12 protein-coding genes are annotated in these 16,851 nt (G+C 42.3%); 5 read left to right on the top strand and 7 right to left on the bottom strand.

Going from position 1 to position 16,851, the window contains the following annotated elements; genetic code table 11:
* On the bottom strand, positions 1-486 hold the full coding sequence (locus U3A58_RS19525; RefSeq protein ID WP_323826081.1) for a SixA phosphatase family protein: 486 nt from the start codon (positions 484-486) through the stop codon (positions 1-3).
* Between the two features lie 88 nt (positions 487-574).
* On the opposite strand from U3A58_RS19525, the gene U3A58_RS19520 reads away from it, so the two are divergent.
* The 3 genes from U3A58_RS19520 (at position 575) to U3A58_RS19510 (ending at position 4,348) form a co-directional block, all read left to right on the top strand.
* Entirely contained in the window at positions 575-766 is a 192-nt protein-coding gene (locus tag U3A58_RS19520) for a cold-shock protein (protein WP_086501062.1), read from the top strand.
* Positions 767-1,423: 657 nt separating this feature from the next.
* Positions 1,424-2,932, top strand: coding sequence for a S1C family serine protease (locus U3A58_RS19515; RefSeq protein WP_323826080.1), 1,509 nt, complete (start codon positions 1,424-1,426; stop codon positions 2,930-2,932).
* A 123-nt stretch (positions 2,933-3,055) separates the two neighbouring features.
* On the top strand, positions 3,056-4,348 hold the full coding sequence (locus U3A58_RS19510) for a serine hydrolase domain-containing protein (protein ID WP_323826079.1): 1,293 nt from the start codon (positions 3,056-3,058) through the stop codon (positions 4,346-4,348).
* Positions 4,349-4,395: 47 nt separating this feature from the next.
* Here U3A58_RS19510 and U3A58_RS19505 read toward each other — a convergent pair whose 3' ends face one another.
* From U3A58_RS19505 to U3A58_RS19490, 4 genes are all read right to left on the bottom strand, one after another.
* The gene (locus U3A58_RS19505) at positions 4,396-5,784 is read right to left on the bottom strand and encodes a DUF6600 domain-containing protein (RefSeq protein WP_323826078.1); all 1,389 of its coding nucleotides are present in this window, start codon (positions 5,782-5,784) and stop codon (positions 4,396-4,398) included.
* A 418-nt stretch (positions 5,785-6,202) separates the two neighbouring features.
* Positions 6,203-6,931, bottom strand: a complete 729-nt coding sequence (locus tag U3A58_RS19500) for a KilA-N domain-containing protein (RefSeq protein WP_465038365.1) — start codon at positions 6,929-6,931, stop codon at positions 6,203-6,205.
* A gap of 176 nt (positions 6,932-7,107) precedes the next feature.
* Entirely contained in the window at positions 7,108-8,433 is a 1,326-nt protein-coding gene (locus U3A58_RS19495; RefSeq protein ID WP_323826077.1) for a Gfo/Idh/MocA family protein, read from the bottom strand.
* Positions 8,434-8,506: 73 nt separating this feature from the next.
* Positions 8,507-10,654: an alpha-amylase family protein gene (locus tag U3A58_RS19490; RefSeq protein WP_323826076.1), complete on the bottom strand. Its 2,148-nt coding sequence runs from the start codon at positions 10,652-10,654 to the stop codon at positions 8,507-8,509.
* A gap of 464 nt (positions 10,655-11,118) precedes the next feature.
* Here U3A58_RS19490 and tnpA point away from each other — a divergent pair, with 464 nt between their 5' ends.
* Positions 11,119-11,565 carry an IS200/IS605 family transposase gene (tnpA, locus tag U3A58_RS19485; protein WP_323826075.1) on the top strand — a complete coding sequence of 149 codons (447 nt, stop codon included), beginning with the start codon at positions 11,119-11,121 and terminating at the stop codon, positions 11,563-11,565.
* 2,446 nt (positions 11,566-14,011) lie between these two features.
* Here tnpA and U3A58_RS19480 read toward each other — a convergent pair.
* Positions 14,012-14,488, bottom strand: a complete 477-nt coding sequence (locus U3A58_RS19480; protein WP_323826074.1) for a hypothetical protein — start codon at positions 14,486-14,488, stop codon at positions 14,012-14,014.
* 1,043 nt (positions 14,489-15,531) lie between these two features.
* Here U3A58_RS19480 and U3A58_RS19475 point away from each other — a divergent pair.
* Positions 15,532-16,281 carry a flavodoxin family protein gene (locus U3A58_RS19475; protein WP_323826073.1) on the top strand — a complete coding sequence of 250 codons (750 nt, stop codon included), beginning with the start codon at positions 15,532-15,534 and terminating at the stop codon, positions 16,279-16,281.
* Positions 16,282-16,297: 16 nt separating this feature from the next.
* On the opposite strand, the gene U3A58_RS19470 is transcribed toward U3A58_RS19475, so the two are convergent.
* The coding region (locus tag U3A58_RS19470) for a DUF1501 domain-containing protein (protein WP_323826072.1) at positions 16,298-16,851 on the bottom strand (554 nt) is incomplete at its 5' end.

Here is a 16,851-nt window from a genome sequence, read left to right as displayed (position 1 = left end):
CTATTTTTTTGGGTAGTCAAAAAACCATGTTCTGGTGTTTTCAGGACGTAGTTGGATCCAATGATCTGAATCTACTAGCAATCCATATTGACCTGAGGTAGGAAGATTATCTATGTTTCCTCCAAATAAGTCGATAAAGTCATTCATTCCGGGATTGTGACCTACCACAAAAATCAACTCATGTGTGTCCTTTTGTCTCTGAATACATTTCAAAATCATTGCGGAAGACGCATGGTAAAGATTTTTCTCATACAGCAATTTCGACTGGGGTAGCCCAAGTACTTCAGCAAGAATTTCGGCAGTTTGGGAAGCCCGGGCTGCAGTGGAGCTCAAAATAAGGTCGGGAACAATCCCTTTTTCCTTCAATCTAAAACCCATTTCTGGCACATCATTTACGCCACGATTAGCCAAGGGTCTATCGTGATCGGTCAGATTGGGGTTGTCCCAAGCTGATTTTCCGTGTCTCACCAAAATTATTTTCTTCATTTCCTGAAAATAAGAATGATTATTTTGTTTTTTTTAATTGAATATTTACTTTTAACGCTATTTCAATTCCAATTTATCACAAATTATTATGTCTACCGGAACAGTAAAATTTTACAATGAAGCCAAAGGGTTTGGATTTATCGTTGACGATGAGTCTCAAAGCGAAGTATTCGTACACGCTACCGGTTTGGTGGATCAAATCGCACAGAATGACAAAGTGACTTATGACATCAAAGAAGGCAATAAAGGGCCAAATGCTGTCAATGTAAAAAGAGCTTAATTAAGATCTTTTTTGTGAGAAAGGACCAATCCTCTGAAGATTAAATTTTCAGAGGATTTTTTTTTGGTGTGTTAATTATAGCTGGAAGGTTAGCGATTTTCTTTACTTGACTGAGGTAGGATTAATTTTGGCTTTCTTACATAGAAGGCCAAATTCTCCATGCCTATGTAAATAGAAGGGAAAGAGGAACTGTAAATTTCACTCAGGTACTTACTTTATTTTCTTTACTCAAAGAGTGATATTTGGCAGCAGATTGGGGATTTCCATCGCGTATCCTGTGGTAATACCAGCCGTTTTGGACAAATTCTATTCTATTTTCACCTAAATAGTGGAATCAAAGCGGACAATACATATAACTAATTGGCACTATGAAATAGTGAAAAGAAGAGCGTATCTATTTATTTTCATTATCATCAAAATAAAAAAACTGTGCTTTGTGGCTCGTCTGTAGAATATAAAGAAACATAAAAGCAAATAATTCGGTTAGGGTAGTAATGGCTGGTAAATGGCTATTTCCTCGACTTATAAAATTAAAGCTTCTAAACAGCGGTTAATTCATGTTAATTTGGAATTCTGGCTGCTTATTCAGGTGTAATATTTGGATCTATTTACTCATCATTCTGTTTAACTAATACTTAAAAATAAACCTTAGAAAATATGAGCAAAAAACAGTTCTTTCTGGGAATGCTTCTTGCCTCTTTGATCGGAGGGATAGTGGCCTTGGCTGGCCTTAGCTTTCTCATACAACCACACAATGCAACTACTTTTGATGAGAAGCAGACCGCTAGTTTTGTAAACCTACTTTCTGGTGAAGATTTTACAGTTCCTGATGGGATCAATTTTGTCGCTTCTGCTGAAGCTGTAGTACCGGCAGTCGTTCACGTCAAAAGCCAAATCTCCTATCCTAGCAGAGGTGGAAGTCAGCAAGACCCATTACAGCAGTTTTTTGGGACTCCTCCTAGAGAAGAGCAAGGAAGAGGAAGGATGCCCGAAGGGCCAGTAGCAATGAGTTCAGGGTCAGGAGTGATTATTTCGCCTGACGGATATATCGTGACTAATAACCACGTAGTTGAAAATGCGGATAGACTAGAGATTTCTCTTGATAATAATAAGCGTTATATAGCTAAAGTAATCGGAACTGATCCCACCACCGATTTGGCGCTGCTGAAGATCGATGCAGAAGGATTGCCATTCGTGAGATTCGGTGATTCTGACAAAACTAAAGTGGGTGAGTGGGTTCTTGCAGTCGGTAATCCGTTTGATCTGAACTCTACGGTCACCGCTGGGATTATTTCTGCCAAAGCCAGAAATATCAGGATACTGCAAAACGTAGAAAATAACCTCTCCGTGGAAGCATTTCTGCAAACCGATGCCGTGGTGAATCCAGGTAATTCAGGCGGTGCATTGGTCAATCTTGCAGGAGAGCTGATCGGTATCAATACGGCCATTGCCAGTAGTACAGGAACCTTTAGTGGATATTCCTTCGCAGTGCCTAGTACGCTTGTGAAAAAAGTAATGGATGACTTAATGCAGTACGGTACCGCACAGCGGGCTTTACTCGGGGTAAATATCCAAAATGTAAGTCCTGAGCTTGCAGATTATTTGCAGAAGGATTTTCCTGTAGAGCAAGGTGTATATGTAGGAGGTGTTAATGAAAACAGTGCTGGAGAAGATGCAGGGCTTGAGCCTGGAGACATCATCGTAGGTGTAGATGGAAGAGTGACCAATAACGTTGCTGTTCTGCAGGAAATGGTGGCCAGAAAACGCCCGGGAGACAAAGTGGATGTGGAATATATCCGTAATGGAGAAACCTACAAGACTAAAGCTACCCTAAAGAATTTCTCCGGGACCACAGATATTGTAGAAAAAGTGATTCCAGAAACTTATGATTTCCAGGGTGTGAGCTTTGAAGAAGTTCCAGATCAGGTTAAAAGATCACTTGAATTATCAGGTGGAGCTTTGATCGCATCTGTTAGTGGAGAAAAGTGGAAAAGGTCAGGAGCTAGACCAGGTTTCATTATTACTTCGATCATGACAGAAAGTGGTAGAAGAAAAATAGCAGGAGTTGAAAATCTCCTTGAAGTACTAAAGCATACCGAAGGAGAAAATATCGTAGTTCTTGGAATGTTCCAGGACGGAACAGAATATTACTTTGAGATAGACTAAGTGATTCTAAATTAATCAACGAGCAGGCTGGTGATTCATCAGCCTGTTTTTTGTTTAGGGGAAATAGTGATAGATTTTTGAGCGAGATTCCCTAATTTACTTTTCAATCAAACCCACCCACCTATGAAAAAGTACATCGGCTTATTCAGCTGCTTTTTTTACATGATTGCTCTGAGTGCGAATATCTTTGCTCAAAGCCCATCAACTATTCTTACTCCACAAGGTAAGCAACCCCTCACGGGAGTTTCTTCTGATCGGTTGTCCCGTATTGACCAGATGCTGGATCAAACTGTAAGTTCTAATCAAGTACCGGGATTGGTAGCCTTGATCGTGAGAGACGGTAAGATCGTGTATCATGAAGCCAAAGGGCTTGCGGATGTGCCTTCGGGTAAAAAAATGGCCAAAGATCAGATATTCAGAATTGCATCCCAGTCCAAAGCAATTACTTCCACTGCTGTGATGATGCTTTGGGAAGAAGGGAGATTTAGATTGGACGATCCTATTTCGAAGTACATTCCCGAGTTTGCCAATCCGCAGATTTTGACAGGGTTTCGCTACGGAGATTCTTCGTATTCTACGAAGCCCTCGCCACATGAGATCACGATAAGACATTTAATTACCCATACGTCTGGAATAGGCTATGGAATAATTGATGGTAATGAGCAGATGAAAATGATCTATCAAAAAGCTGGAATAGTGGATTTATTCACGACAGAGCCAGTCAAAATAGGTGATAATATCAAGAAGCTAGCGAAGCTCCCGCTCCATCATGAACCGGGTTCGAAATATACTTATAGCGAAGGGCTCGATGTCCTCGGATACTTTATCGAAGTCATTTCAGGGATGCCGTTTGATCAGTTTCTTCAAACTAGGATTTTTGATCCTATGGGAATGAGTAATACTGGATTTTATTTGAATGAGGCTCAGGAAGCCAAACTTGTAACAATCCACCGTAAAGTTGATAATCAGTGGGAGTCATTTCCAGTGACTTTTTATGATCCGGATTATCCTAAAACCGGGGCAAAAACCTTCTTTTCTGGCGGAGCAGGCCTCTCGTCGACTGCTGAGGATTATGCCAAATTCCTTCAAATGTATCTGAACGGAGGAGCATATAGTGGAACAAGATTCCTAAGCCCTACGACCATAAAAGCTATTATGAGTAATCAAGTTGGGGATTTGTTGGGTGATGGAGGAAAGGATTATGGATTAGCCTTTGGACTAGTAGATGAGAAAGGAGTCGCCCAAGGTGGAATCGGGAGCTTGGGGACATTCGATTGGGGTGGGTATTTCAATACGCAATACTTTGCTGACCCAGTGACCAATACGATAGGGATTCTCATGAAACAAACCCAAGGAGGAACTGGCGATGAATCGCGTTGGAAATTCAGACAGATGGTTTTTGCTGCGATTGAATAAAAAAAGCATAGCCAAATGACTATGCTTTAGAATAGGTTTATTTAAGGTTAATTGTTCCCTCTGGTTCTTGAGGTACTTCTTGATGAAGAACTACTTGAAGATGTCCTAGAACTTTGTGCTGGAGCACTTGACCTAGAAGGAGTGCTTTTCACCTGCGGAGCAGATCGACTAGGTGCTGATTGTGCTTGTCTAGTCTGAGTAGTACGAGCAGGTGCAGACCTTGTCACTGGGCTTGAAGACTGCGATCTTGAAGGTGCAGGCTGCGCTTTAGGTTGACTTGATCTCTGCGCTGGAGCAGGTTGGGTACGAGACTGAGTTGGCCTCTGTGTAGGTGCAGGCTGCGTTCTAGATTCATTAGATCTGTGGGCAGGAGCGGAGCTCTGAGTTCTCGTAGGAGTTCCCTCACTTTGACGATTTGGTGTAGCAGTTCTGGTTTGAGTTCCTGAATATGGTCTAGTATCAAATTCACTTTTCCTAGTAGAAGGAGTGGATGATCTCACGCCAGAATTATCAGATCGACTTGGGGTAGTAGCTCTTTCGGAAGATCTTAAAGATCCGGCAGGAGTAGTCGCAGATCGGCCAGATAGGGCTTCAGATCTACCGTCTACTCTGGAAGGAGTAGTCGCTGGTTGTGTTCTGCTTTGTCCAGAGGAAAGAACTCTGGAAGGTCTAGCGCCAGTAGTAGTTCCTCTTGCACTTTGCAAATCAGGTCTGTATGCACTTACTGCATTTCTTGAGGCCACCGTTCTTCCTGCTGAAATACTATTCTCTATTCTACGCTCAGGATAGGATCTTTGGGTCACTCTTTCTACCTCTCTTCTCGCTGGCCCACTATAGTATCTATTGTTATTATACACCACCGTATTATTAATGATGGTCGTATTGTTATAGATTTTTACTCTTCTTGCATGCGGCACATGGTAGTTATACACATTTACGTAGGCAAATCTTCTTTGAGGAACAAAAATCCAATAGTTAGAAGGGATATTTACCCTGAAATTGATAGAGAAGCCAGGACCCATAGGTGCCCAACCATAATATCCACCACCGGTTCTCCAGTCTACCCAAGCAGGCCCCCAATCATAATCAGGAATCCATGCCCAGCTTTGGTAATTGTCGTCGAAGTACCATCTACCATAGTGGAAGGTAGCCCAACCCCAATCGTAATCAGATACCCAGGTATTACCATAATTGGTCATTACCCAGTGTCCATTGGTTCCATAAGGGTGGAAATCATCATATACAGCAGGTAGCCATACATATCCGTGGCGTCCATCTTTTACCCAGTCCCCATAAGGCATCAATTCATCATAGAATACCTGAAAGGAGACTCCTGCGACATTTTCTGCTTGAGCTTCGGTTGGACTTATCCAGATTATAGCGACGATTCCTATCATCAAGTTTCTCATCCATCGTGGTACTTGGGGAGTTTTCATGTTTAGTAGGTTTAGGATTAAATAATTGGTTATGGTCTTCTCTTGGTTGTTGTCTTTTGAACGGCTTCCTATTTAAGTAGATGCAATTTCTTATTAAAAGGATGCATGCATACTAAAACCAAAATCACGCCAGTTTTCAATACTTCCGTAAAATGGGTGATAGTTAAGGGTAGTTTACGTAAAAAATTAGGCCAATGGTTTCATTAAATCTTAAAATTTGCTTAAGAATGGATTAAAATACTAGATCTTAAGTAAAAAAATTCAATAACTGTTTTTAACCAAAGAAATTATTTTTAGGATGGTTCTGGGCTTTTTCCAGAAAAATGCAGGAATGGGAGGAAAGAATTTTTTATGAAAAAATTTTAGCTCTTAGCAAAAGTTGAAAAGTGTCGGGGATAATCCTTAATCTCAGAAGGTCTTACTTAAGATTTTTGAGTGAATTGCTATTTAGTAAAGATTTCATTTGGCTAATCGCCATTTTGTTCAATTGCCTCAATCGTTCAGTTTGGGATAATCCCTGACCTATAAATATGGCATTGACACTTTCCATATTACTCAGAACCACCAATTGCTCAATGGTGGCTAAGTCTCTTATATAGCTTTTTGCTTCTCGATTTTCTTCTCGCCATTGTTTGGCTGTTTTTCCAAACAGTGCCACGTTTAGCATATCGGCTTCATTGGCATACACAAAGCCTGTTTGCGTTTTAGTCAATTCTTTGGGAATGAGGTTGGCTTTAATGGCATCGGTATGAATCACATAATTAATCTTGGCTAACGTGCGCTGCAAATTCCACTCTAATTTCAGGCTGTCATTTTCTTCAATTTTTAAGCGTTGAAATTCTTTAATTAGATAAATCTTGAATTGCGGACTTATCCACATTCCAAACTCAAATGCGATGTCGGGATGGGCATAAGTCCCGCCATATCTACCTGCTGTGGCTTTCAGCCCAATTGCATTGGTTTTCTCAACCCATTCTTTGACACTTAGTTTGTAACTGTTCAGACCAGCCTGACTTTTAATTGTGGCGAATTCGCCATAATTAAAATCGGAATTGTAAACCGACTCCCATATTCCTAGATATTCCACGGTATTCCTATTACGTAACCAATCAGAAATGAAAAAGTCGCCGTCTTTGGCTTTAAGCATATCGGTCAGGGAAATAAACTCCTTTTCGTGGTCAAAAGTATGGTTATCTCTTTGCCTTCAACCTGTATTTTCTTATTCTTCACCATATTCTTTTTGTAAGTACCAAGTTCATAAGAGCAATTTAGTGATAGCCCAATGAGTATAATCGTCTATTAGAATCAGGTAAGGCTAGCTAGCTAAGAAGTTATTTTCGGCAAAGTCCAAGGCGCTCTATAGTTTGGCCAAATCAATTCATTGGCAGCTGCATTTCCGGTAAATTCTCGTTTCACTTCATCCCAAAGCAGTTCCTCAGCTCCAATTCTTGCGGCGATATTTGGAATATGAGCGTGCATGGCAGCGATTCGTCCTGACTCTGGCGGACAAATAGGTTGATTTCTGGTCTTAATGCATTCCACAAAATTGGCTACATGTAGGTTGTGACTTTCAGTCATTCCTTCCAATTTTTTAGCTTCTATTTTTGGAGTTTTGGCCTCTGGATCCCATTCTGGATAGATATCATAGCCACCACGATTGACTACCAGCGTACCTTTCTCACCAACATACCCAATTCCGTAAGGTTTGCCATATGGCCCGGTTTGGAGCCCCCCATTCATGTCGTAATTAATAAGAAAGTCCTTTTTAGGATACAGGACATTCATTGTATCGAAGGTATCCCGATCCCGATTCTCTTTGTTGACATTGGCTGCGTAGGTAAGTACTCTGGAAGGAACTGCCGGATTTTCTTCCACCCAGATTGCCATATCCAACAGGTGGACACCCCAGTCGGACATCAAACCCCCGCCATAATCCCAAAAATGTCGCCAGCTTCCGTGAAAGCGATTTGGGTTAAAGCTTCTTGAAGGTGCAGGTCCCAGCCAGAAATCATAATCCACACCCTCGGGAACCGGAGTCGTAGGCTGGATCAAGTTGCCCAATCCGTAATTGAAGTTAGACCAAATATTCACCTTTCTGATTTTGCCGAGGTAGCCGCTTTTTACCAAATCCCGGGCTTCGATAAACCCTTGTCCTGAGCGTTGCTGCTGACCCACTTGCATGATTCGATTGTACTGATTTTTTGCATCGACCATCAGATCACACTCCCCAATGGTGTTTGCCATGGGTTTTTCTACATAGACATCTTTTCCTGCCTGGCAGGCGGCTACAGCGATCAGGCAATGCCAGTGATCGGGAGTGCCGATAATTACCGCATCCACATCGCTACGTTCCAGTAAGAGTCTAAAGTCAGTGTAGCGCTCCGGTTTTTTTCCTGTGGCTGTCTCCACTTCCGCGATTCTTCTGTCGAGTACATTTTGGTCTATATCACAAAGGGCTACACAGTCCACTTCCGGCAGTGCGATGTGATGGCGAAGAATTCCAAATCCCATATTATTGCAACCTATAAGTGCTACCCGGATCCGGTCACTAGCAGCGACGTCTTGCTTGGCCTGAAGTAGAGATGGGGCTAGCCAAAGTCCGCCAGCGATGATTCCGGTGGATTTGATAAAGGTGCGACGGTTATTCATAGGGTTTGGGTTTTGGGTTGGGAAAAGAATCTTGAACTCAAAATACGGGAAATTGAGATAATAGTCTCTATCATTAACGTTCAATCACAATACCTTCATAGTCTCCCAGCTTCTCTACCTCGAATGAAGTGTATCCATCCTCATAACTGAAGGTGATGTCATTACCATCAATCATACTCCATATCCGGCTGGGTTCAAAGCTGGTTTTAATCTTAAAGTTGGTCTGGTGGATGGGTAATGGGCTGAAATACGTGTTGCCACTGAATCCTGTGAGATTAACCACATGGAGCAGCATCCCTTCCATGGTTTGGCTAGTATAATTTTCTGGAATATTCCGGGCATACTCTTGTAATACAGCTTCCACACGCGGATGTGCGTCAGTGACGATCAAGTCATTCACCTCAGGATAGGTATAGTCAATCAGATCCAATAGAATATTTTTATGCTGCTCATAGCCATGTAGATAATACAGTTTACCCAGATTGATCGGCAAAAGAATGGCGTTGCTTTTGGCGTGTTTTTTTATGCCAACTGCATGATATCCTGAGGGCTCGTGTCCTCCGATTTTCTCTGGTGGACCAGGTCTTCCAGGAGTATAGATGGGCAGTTTTTCTTCATCCGCGGATTCAAAGTCATATAATCCCAGATTGAATTTCCAGAATAGCAGTTCCTGCTGCTCAAATCTGGTGAAGAGTTTTTTGTCCGCGGGATTGAGGTAATAGCCACTGCCTTCATGATCAAGGTGTTTGATTTTGGCTCCAAATAGACGCTCAAGCGCTTCAGGATGTGCTGACAAAGACCGATTGGTAGCAATCAGATTGGTGCCGGATTTATTGATCCGAATAAGTGCGCCCAAGGACTCTGCATCCAAATTTGTGATTTCGGGCAGGATCAGCAGCTTATAAGATTTGAGCTTGTCCTCCAGATGCGCAATCTGACTTTTCTCCACTATATCAAACTGGATATGGGATTCTTTGAGCATCAACTGAATGCCACGATACTCCTGGGCGGCATCACCCGACGGCCATGACCCAGGAGCGATTACTCCTACCTGAGCTGGCGAGGTGTAGTTTCCAAAATAGGGCTCATACTTTTTATGCAGTGCATAAACCTTACTGTAAATATCAAAATTGCGATCATCCTCATAATCACGGAAATCTCCCATAATGCTCATATCCAATCCTGAGCCATTGGCGATATTTTCGTACAGTCGAATAGCTACCTCTTCCGGCTCTATGGCATTGTATCTGGATTGAAAGGAAATCTGTTGAATACTGGCATTGCTGACAATGTGATCTGGATAAGAATTGAGGGTATTATTCACATTGTCCGAAGCATTGTATGGCCAGTAAGGCAGGGAATTGGTCTGAGACTCATGTCGGATGATATCCACATATTTTTCAGAGTAGGTACAGATGGCGATTTGCCCGTTTTTGGATTTGACTAGCGCATGGACACGGCGCATCAAGTCGTCAGAGGTGTATTGTTTGAACTCTTGATATTTCGTGAAAACCGGATCGCCGGAGTCTTCCTTTGTAGGAAGCTTCAACCCGTCGCTGTATTCCGAAAAGCGTTTCATGTCGTAGGGATTCTGATCAATCCCATGATATTCCCCGGTATATGCGTTTTTGGTGGCGTATCCCGGCATATTGATAAAAATACCATCGATAGGATTTAGGTCAATTACTTCTTCGACGATGTTGAATAGCTGCTCTTGTTCATAAGGTGCATTGATAGAGATCACATACATATCGTCATTCACGATCCGTTTCCCTTCAGGAGAAAGGTAAAACCAATCGGGTTGCTTATCAAAAATACTTTTATGCGCTCTGCTGAAATCGAATCTTACGATTACCTTAATTCCATTTTCATGACATTTGGCGATGACATCACCCAGCATATTATCCTTCATGTAGGGATTGGTGTACTGATATTCCAGTTGGGTAGGGTAGAAAGCCATAATTCCCCCCGCATTGATAATAAGCGTGTTGGCAGAGAGGCTTTTAAGATCAGCGATCAGAGAATCCGCATCAAGAGTTTCCGCCTCATATGCAGGCAGATTGGTCTGGATCACCCGCAGGTTATTTGCTTTCCACCATGGAATACTATCAGGCCAGGAAGAGGTTTGGGCTAGAGAGCTAAATGGAATGAGTAGAAAAATCAATCCGTAAATCAAGTCTTTGCAGACTGGGCGCATCAATAAAAAAGAAATCCGTTTCATTCAGTAGGTATGTTATAGGGTTGATTAAACAATATACCATGCTGAAGATTAATCTACCGTTTCGTCAAGCTCTTTTATATTTTTTCAAACAAGAGGTTGGACAATGACTCAGGATATTTGTCCCGAAGTGAATACTATCAATTTTGTTTGGATTTCTCCCTAAAGTTCAACCCCATTCGGGGTTGTCGTCCGCATTCTTGAAATTCATACCCCCGGTTGCACCGGGGGCTATTGAAAGGTTCGATCCTTTCAGGATCATAAATTCTTCACACCAATGTTACTAATTCCCGACCCCGGCAGGGGTCAAACTTCTGAATAGCCGCGGGTGAAACCCGTGGAAAACCAAATGACGTGATGATCACCATGACCCCGAAGGGTGTCGAACTATTCCTAAGACTAATTGTCAAAATCATCCAAATTCCCGAAATTCATTCAATTCATTTTTCCACCAAAACCTGATTTTTATGGGAACTCACACTCAATTGATTTACCACATTGTCTACTCCACAAAACACCGCGAACCAACAATCATCCAAGAGGAGAAAAAGAGGATGTTCGCATTTATCCACCACCTGCTGACCAATAAAAATTGCCATCTATACAGAATCAATGGCCTGGAAGATCATATTCACATTTTGACGCATGTACATCCTACGATTGCTATTTCATCATTGGTAAAAGACATCAAATTGGCGAGTGATGATTTCATAAAACGAGAAGGAATTTTTCCAAAATTCAATGGTTGGCAAGATGGTTATGGTGCTTTTTCTGAATCCATTAAGTCAAAGGAACGATTGATTAATTATGTCAAAAACCAAGAGGAACATCATAAAAAAATATCGTTTATAGACGAATACAAGGCATTGTTGGTGGAACATGAAATTGAATTTGATGAGAAATATCTTTTGTAAGTTCAACCCCATTCGGGGTTGCCGTCCCCGTTCTTGATTTCCATTTTCCCTAGGTTTCACCTAGGGCTATTGAGAAGTTCGATCCCTTCAGGATCATTAATTTTTCCGAACATTGTTTTACCAAATCACGCTATTCCATTCCTTCTAATTTGCCAAAATTCTGACCACGAAGTGGTCAAACTTCTCAATAGCCACGGGTGAAACCCGTGGTAATATATGTCCCGACCATCCCCACGACCCCGAAGGGTGTCGAACACATTTCCTGTTTAATAAAAGTTCAACCCATTCATGGTTGTTGTTCACGTCTCCGTTTACATTTTTCCCTAGGTTTCACCTAGGGCTCCGCCACGGCGGACAAGTTATTGAAAGGTTCGACCACTTTGTGGTCATTCTGCTTCCATTAAATGGACGACCAAAAAAAACGACCCCGAGAGGGGTCAAACTTCTCAATAACCGCGGGTGCAACCCGTGGATTACGAAATAACAACACGATCCCGGCGACCCCGAAGGGTGTCGAACTATTTTCGGATTACCTAATTCATATCGTCCATGCCTACGGCATTTTTAAAACCTATTCAAACCTTAAATCCAGCCAATGAATTGGCTGGCTAGATGATCGGTCATGCCTATGGCATTATTGTTTTCCAGAACTGTATGCAAAGCATAATCTTTACAGTCCCGTAGGGACGACCCATATTTTAGCCAGCCGTTTTAACGGCTGGAAAAAAAGGATTAAACCTTGTTTGGGAGTCCCGTAGGGACGGTGCATTTCTAATTAATCCCAAGGGTGTCGAACTATTTTCGGATTACCTAATTCATATCGTCCATGCCTACGGCATTTTCAAAATCAATTCAAACCTTAAATCCAGCCAATGAATTGGCTGGCTAGATAATCGTTCATGCCTACGGCATTTTTCGCATGAAATAATTATTCTGGAATTCCTTTACATTCCCGTAGGGACGACCCATATTCTAGCCAGCCGTTTTAACGGCTGGAAAAAAAGGATTAAATCTTGTTTGGGAGTCCTGTAGGGACGGTGCATTTCTAATTAATCCCAAGGGTGTCGAACATATTCCGGGATTTCGATTTCATATAGTCCATGCCTACCGGCATTCATAAAATCAATTCGATCCTTCAATCCAGCCAATGAATTGGCTGGCTAGCTGATCGGTCATGCCTACGGCATTTTTCGCATGAAATAATTATTCTGGAATTCCTTTACATTCCCGTAGGGACGACCCATATTCTAGCCAGCCGTTTTAACGGCTGGAAAAAAAGGATTAAATCTTGTTTGGGAGTCCTGTAGGGACGGTGCATTTCTAATTAATCCCAAGGGTGTCGAACATATTCCGGGATTTCGATTTCATATAGTCCATGCCTACCGGCATTCATAAAATCAATTCGATCCTTCAATCCAGCCAATGAATTGGCTGGCTAGCTGATCGTTCATGCCTACGGCATTTTTCGCATGAAATAATTATTCTGGAATTCCTTTACATTCCCGTAGGGACGACCCATATTCTAGCCAGCCGTTTTAACGGCTGGAAAAAAAGGATTAAATCTTGTTTGGGAGTCCTGTAGGGACGGTGCATTTCTAATTAATCCCAAGGGTGTCGAACATATTCCGGGATTTCGATTTCATATAGTCCATGCCTACCGGCATTCATAAAATCAATTCGATCCTTCAATCCAGCCAATGAATTGGCTGGCTAGCTGATCGGTCATGCCTACGGCATTTTTCGCATGAAATAATTATTCTGGAATTCCTTTACATTCCCGTAGGGACGACCCATATTCTAGCCAGCCGTTTTAACGGCTGGAAAAAAAAGGATTAAACCTTGTTTGGGAGTCCCGTAGGGACGGTGCATTTCTAATTAATCCCAAGGGTGTCGAACATATTTCGGGATTTCGAATTCATATCGTCCATGCCTACGGCATTCATAAAATCAATTCAAACCTTAAATCCAGCCAATGAATTGGCTGGCTAGATAATCGTTCATGCCTACGGCATTATGAGATAAAGGGGGACTTCCGAAGTACCCCCCTCCACCTCTTTACCCCTCGAGTTCGGCTAGGAGGTGACCTCACTGACCTATTTGCGGAACTGGTTCACCTTTTTGGCGAACTCCCTAACCTTTTTGCCGAACTAGTTTGCCTTAGAGATGAACTGACTGAGCATTTTGCTGATCGAGTTCACCTTTTTGGTAAACTCACTGACCTTTTTGATGAACTAGTTTACTTCGGAGCTGAAGTGACTGACCTTTTTGCCGACCTAGTTTGCCTTTTTGGTTAACTTACTTCCAATTGAGAGGGCCTAGTTTTATTAATTGCCAAGTCCTGTCAGGTTTTTAAAACCTATAAGGTCATTCAAGATCCATTTACCCATAAAAAAACCGGACTCTTTCGAATCCGGTCTGTGTTAAGTAATTAATCAAGCAATCTTCATTAAACTTGAGGTGCCGGTTGCGTCCTTCTGCCCTGACCCTCAAACCGCTTTCGCAGGTCTTCATAGATGGCTTTGGCATCGGGAACATTCACCTTGGCGGCTTGCTTGACCGAATTGTAATAGCTCAAGGCACTGATATAGGCCTCCGAGCCGGCAAGCATGGTGGTGTCGCTGAGGTTGTCGCAAATCTGATTTCCGAGTCGCAACAGGGGAAGCAGTCCGCTGATGGCTTGCCAGTCCTTGTCAAATTCTCCTTTGTCCACGAAAGGAGGCAAAAACTGAGGATCGTCATTGGCGTACTCGACTACCTTTGCTACGAAAGGTTCCGTGCCGTCACTCATCTTGGGAAGAGTCCTCCGCTGATCTGGAGTGAGGGCTATCACATAAGGTGCGAGGATGGTCTGCACCTGCTCAAGTGCGGCCTTGGCAGCCGCGAGATCCGCTGCCGGTATCTCAATGGATATTCTATTTTCCATTTTAAAAGTAAGTTTAAGTGAAAGAATTAGTAAGACAGAAAAAATCTGTAGTTAAAAGGTAGTCAATGGATTATGAAAAAGCAAATCTTAGTATTCTGGTTTTAGTCGAACTTTTTACCAGCTCCGGTGTAGTCTATTGCTCCCTCTGGGTCTGGTAGAGAGTTTAAGGTTTATACTGGGTGAATCCCGATAATTATCTGGATGCAACTTCACTCTCGTATTTGTATCAATTTCATCCCGACAGCTGTACGGGATGATTAGGATAGAAAGGTGTAATTACGTCCGACTGCTGTACGGTACACCTAGTGCCCTCAACGCCTAGTCTATGCTCCGTGGGGGGCCTTCGTAGAAAACCCTCCATACCTAATTATCACCCAAAAACATTTTTTACCACCGCCAGATCTTCTCTTGAGTTCTCACCTGCCAAAACTAGTTCTCCGAATATTTCACCAGGCCCTAGTATGTGAGGATCATTTCTTTGCCAGTATCAGAGACTTTGAATATTTTAACTTGTCCTTTCTTTAAAAAATAAATAGTCCTTGCTTGTGAAAATTAAACAGCCTGATTTTTCGCCACATCAATTATAACTGTCATTTTCTCCAAATCCATGAGATCCTGAGGCTTCAGCACTTTCATCAAACTGAAATTCTTAAGATACCAGATGTTGGCGTTTTCAGTATTAGCGTGATTTGATTAGATGTTTACTCAAACAGGTGTGCTTCAAATTAGTTAATTACATCTTCAGAGTCATCTTTTTTTGAGATGTCTTCATCGAGACACTTTCTATCCCCTATTGTAAGTAACTTCAAGGTAACTCCTCAAAAGTGATGAGCACATAATGAATTCTAAGTATATCTGATTTTCTTACAGTTAGGAGGTAAAAGCATAATCTGATTTGATGAAATTAAGCGTTTAGGTCGCTTCGGCCTGCGCGCCGTGGCGTATTTTCAGTCTTCCGTCTGCCAAATCAAAGAAAATAATGCTTCTGGCAACATTGCTGATATTCATAGTATACTTATTCAAACACTAAACACAAAAAAGGCATGATACTCACTTCTTTTCAGCAGAAACTTAATGACGAGAATCCTTATGATTTCTCAGGTTTAAAAGCTGTTTATCTGAATTGTACGTTAAAGAAATCGCCTGATCAATCGCATACTTCGGGTTTGATCAGTATGAGTCAAGCCATCATGGAAGCTAATGGTGTGTCGGTAGAAGTGATTAGGCCAGTAGATCATGCGATAGCTTTTGGAGTATATCCTGATATGAAAGAACATGGCTGGGAAGTAGATGAGTGGCCTTCGATTCAGGCGAAAATCATGGATGCGGATATTCTTGTTCTATGCACACCGATCTGGCTGGGTGATAAATCATCCATCGCAACGAGGACTATAGAGCGCTTGTATGGCCTTTCCGGAAAGTTAAATAAGCAAGGTCAATACGCTTACTATGGACGGGTTGGCGGATGTTTGATCACAGGAAATGAAGATGGCATTAAGCATTGTGCAATGAATATTCTCTACTCTTTGCAGCATTTGGGCTATTCTATTCCGCCACAGGCAGATGCAGGTTGGATAGGAGAGGCGGGGCCTGGGCCTTCTTATATGGATAAAAATTCCGGTGGCCCTGAGAATGAATTCACCAATAGAAATACCACGTTCATGACCTGGAATCTGATGCATTTGGCAAAGCAGCTGAAAGATAATGGCGGCGTGCCGGCTTATGGAAATCAGCGAACCGAATGGGACGCTCGAACTGATAAGGATCACCCGAATCCTGAATACAGATCTTAAAGCTGGATCCTGGTTTTTACCCCTTTGTCAATAAGTCCAAAGCAGCTTTCCCATGTCCATCGGGAGTAGTGAAAAATGGTCGCTTTTCTATTTCGTAGTTAGTATCAGAAGCAATTCCCAAGGCATGATAGATAGTCTGGTGGATGCTGTCGATTTTGATGGGATTTTCTATGCTTTTGCAAGGTCTTTCATCAGCAGTTTTACCATAGACGTGCCCTTGCTTTATACCACCACCAAATAGCAACATGGAGCAACCGTCCGTGAAGTGTCGGTGCATTCCGTAGTTTTTCATGTCTTCGATCACGTCAGGCACCTCGACTTGGTCAAGCACTTTCAGACCTGGTCTTCCTTCGGTCAGCATATCCCGGCTAAACTCACTCGCTACGATCACCAGTGTTCTGTCCAGTTTTCCACTTTCATCCAAATCAGAGATGAGTTGGGCGATAGGGGAGTCGATCATTTTCTTCATTTCTTTCAGACGGGTATGTCCATTGTCATGCGTATCCCAGCCCATAAACGGTTCGTATTCCGAAGTCACCGTGATGTATCTTGCTCCTTGCTCTACCAGCC

Origin of the sequence: Algoriphagus persicinus (assembly GCF_035156415.1) — a bacterium.
GTDB classification, from domain to species: domain Bacteria; phylum Bacteroidota; class Bacteroidia; order Cytophagales; family Cyclobacteriaceae; genus Algoriphagus; species Algoriphagus persicinus.
The sequence above is the reverse complement of the archived record's forward strand: the minus strand, read 5'-3'. Positions and strand labels throughout refer to the sequence as shown.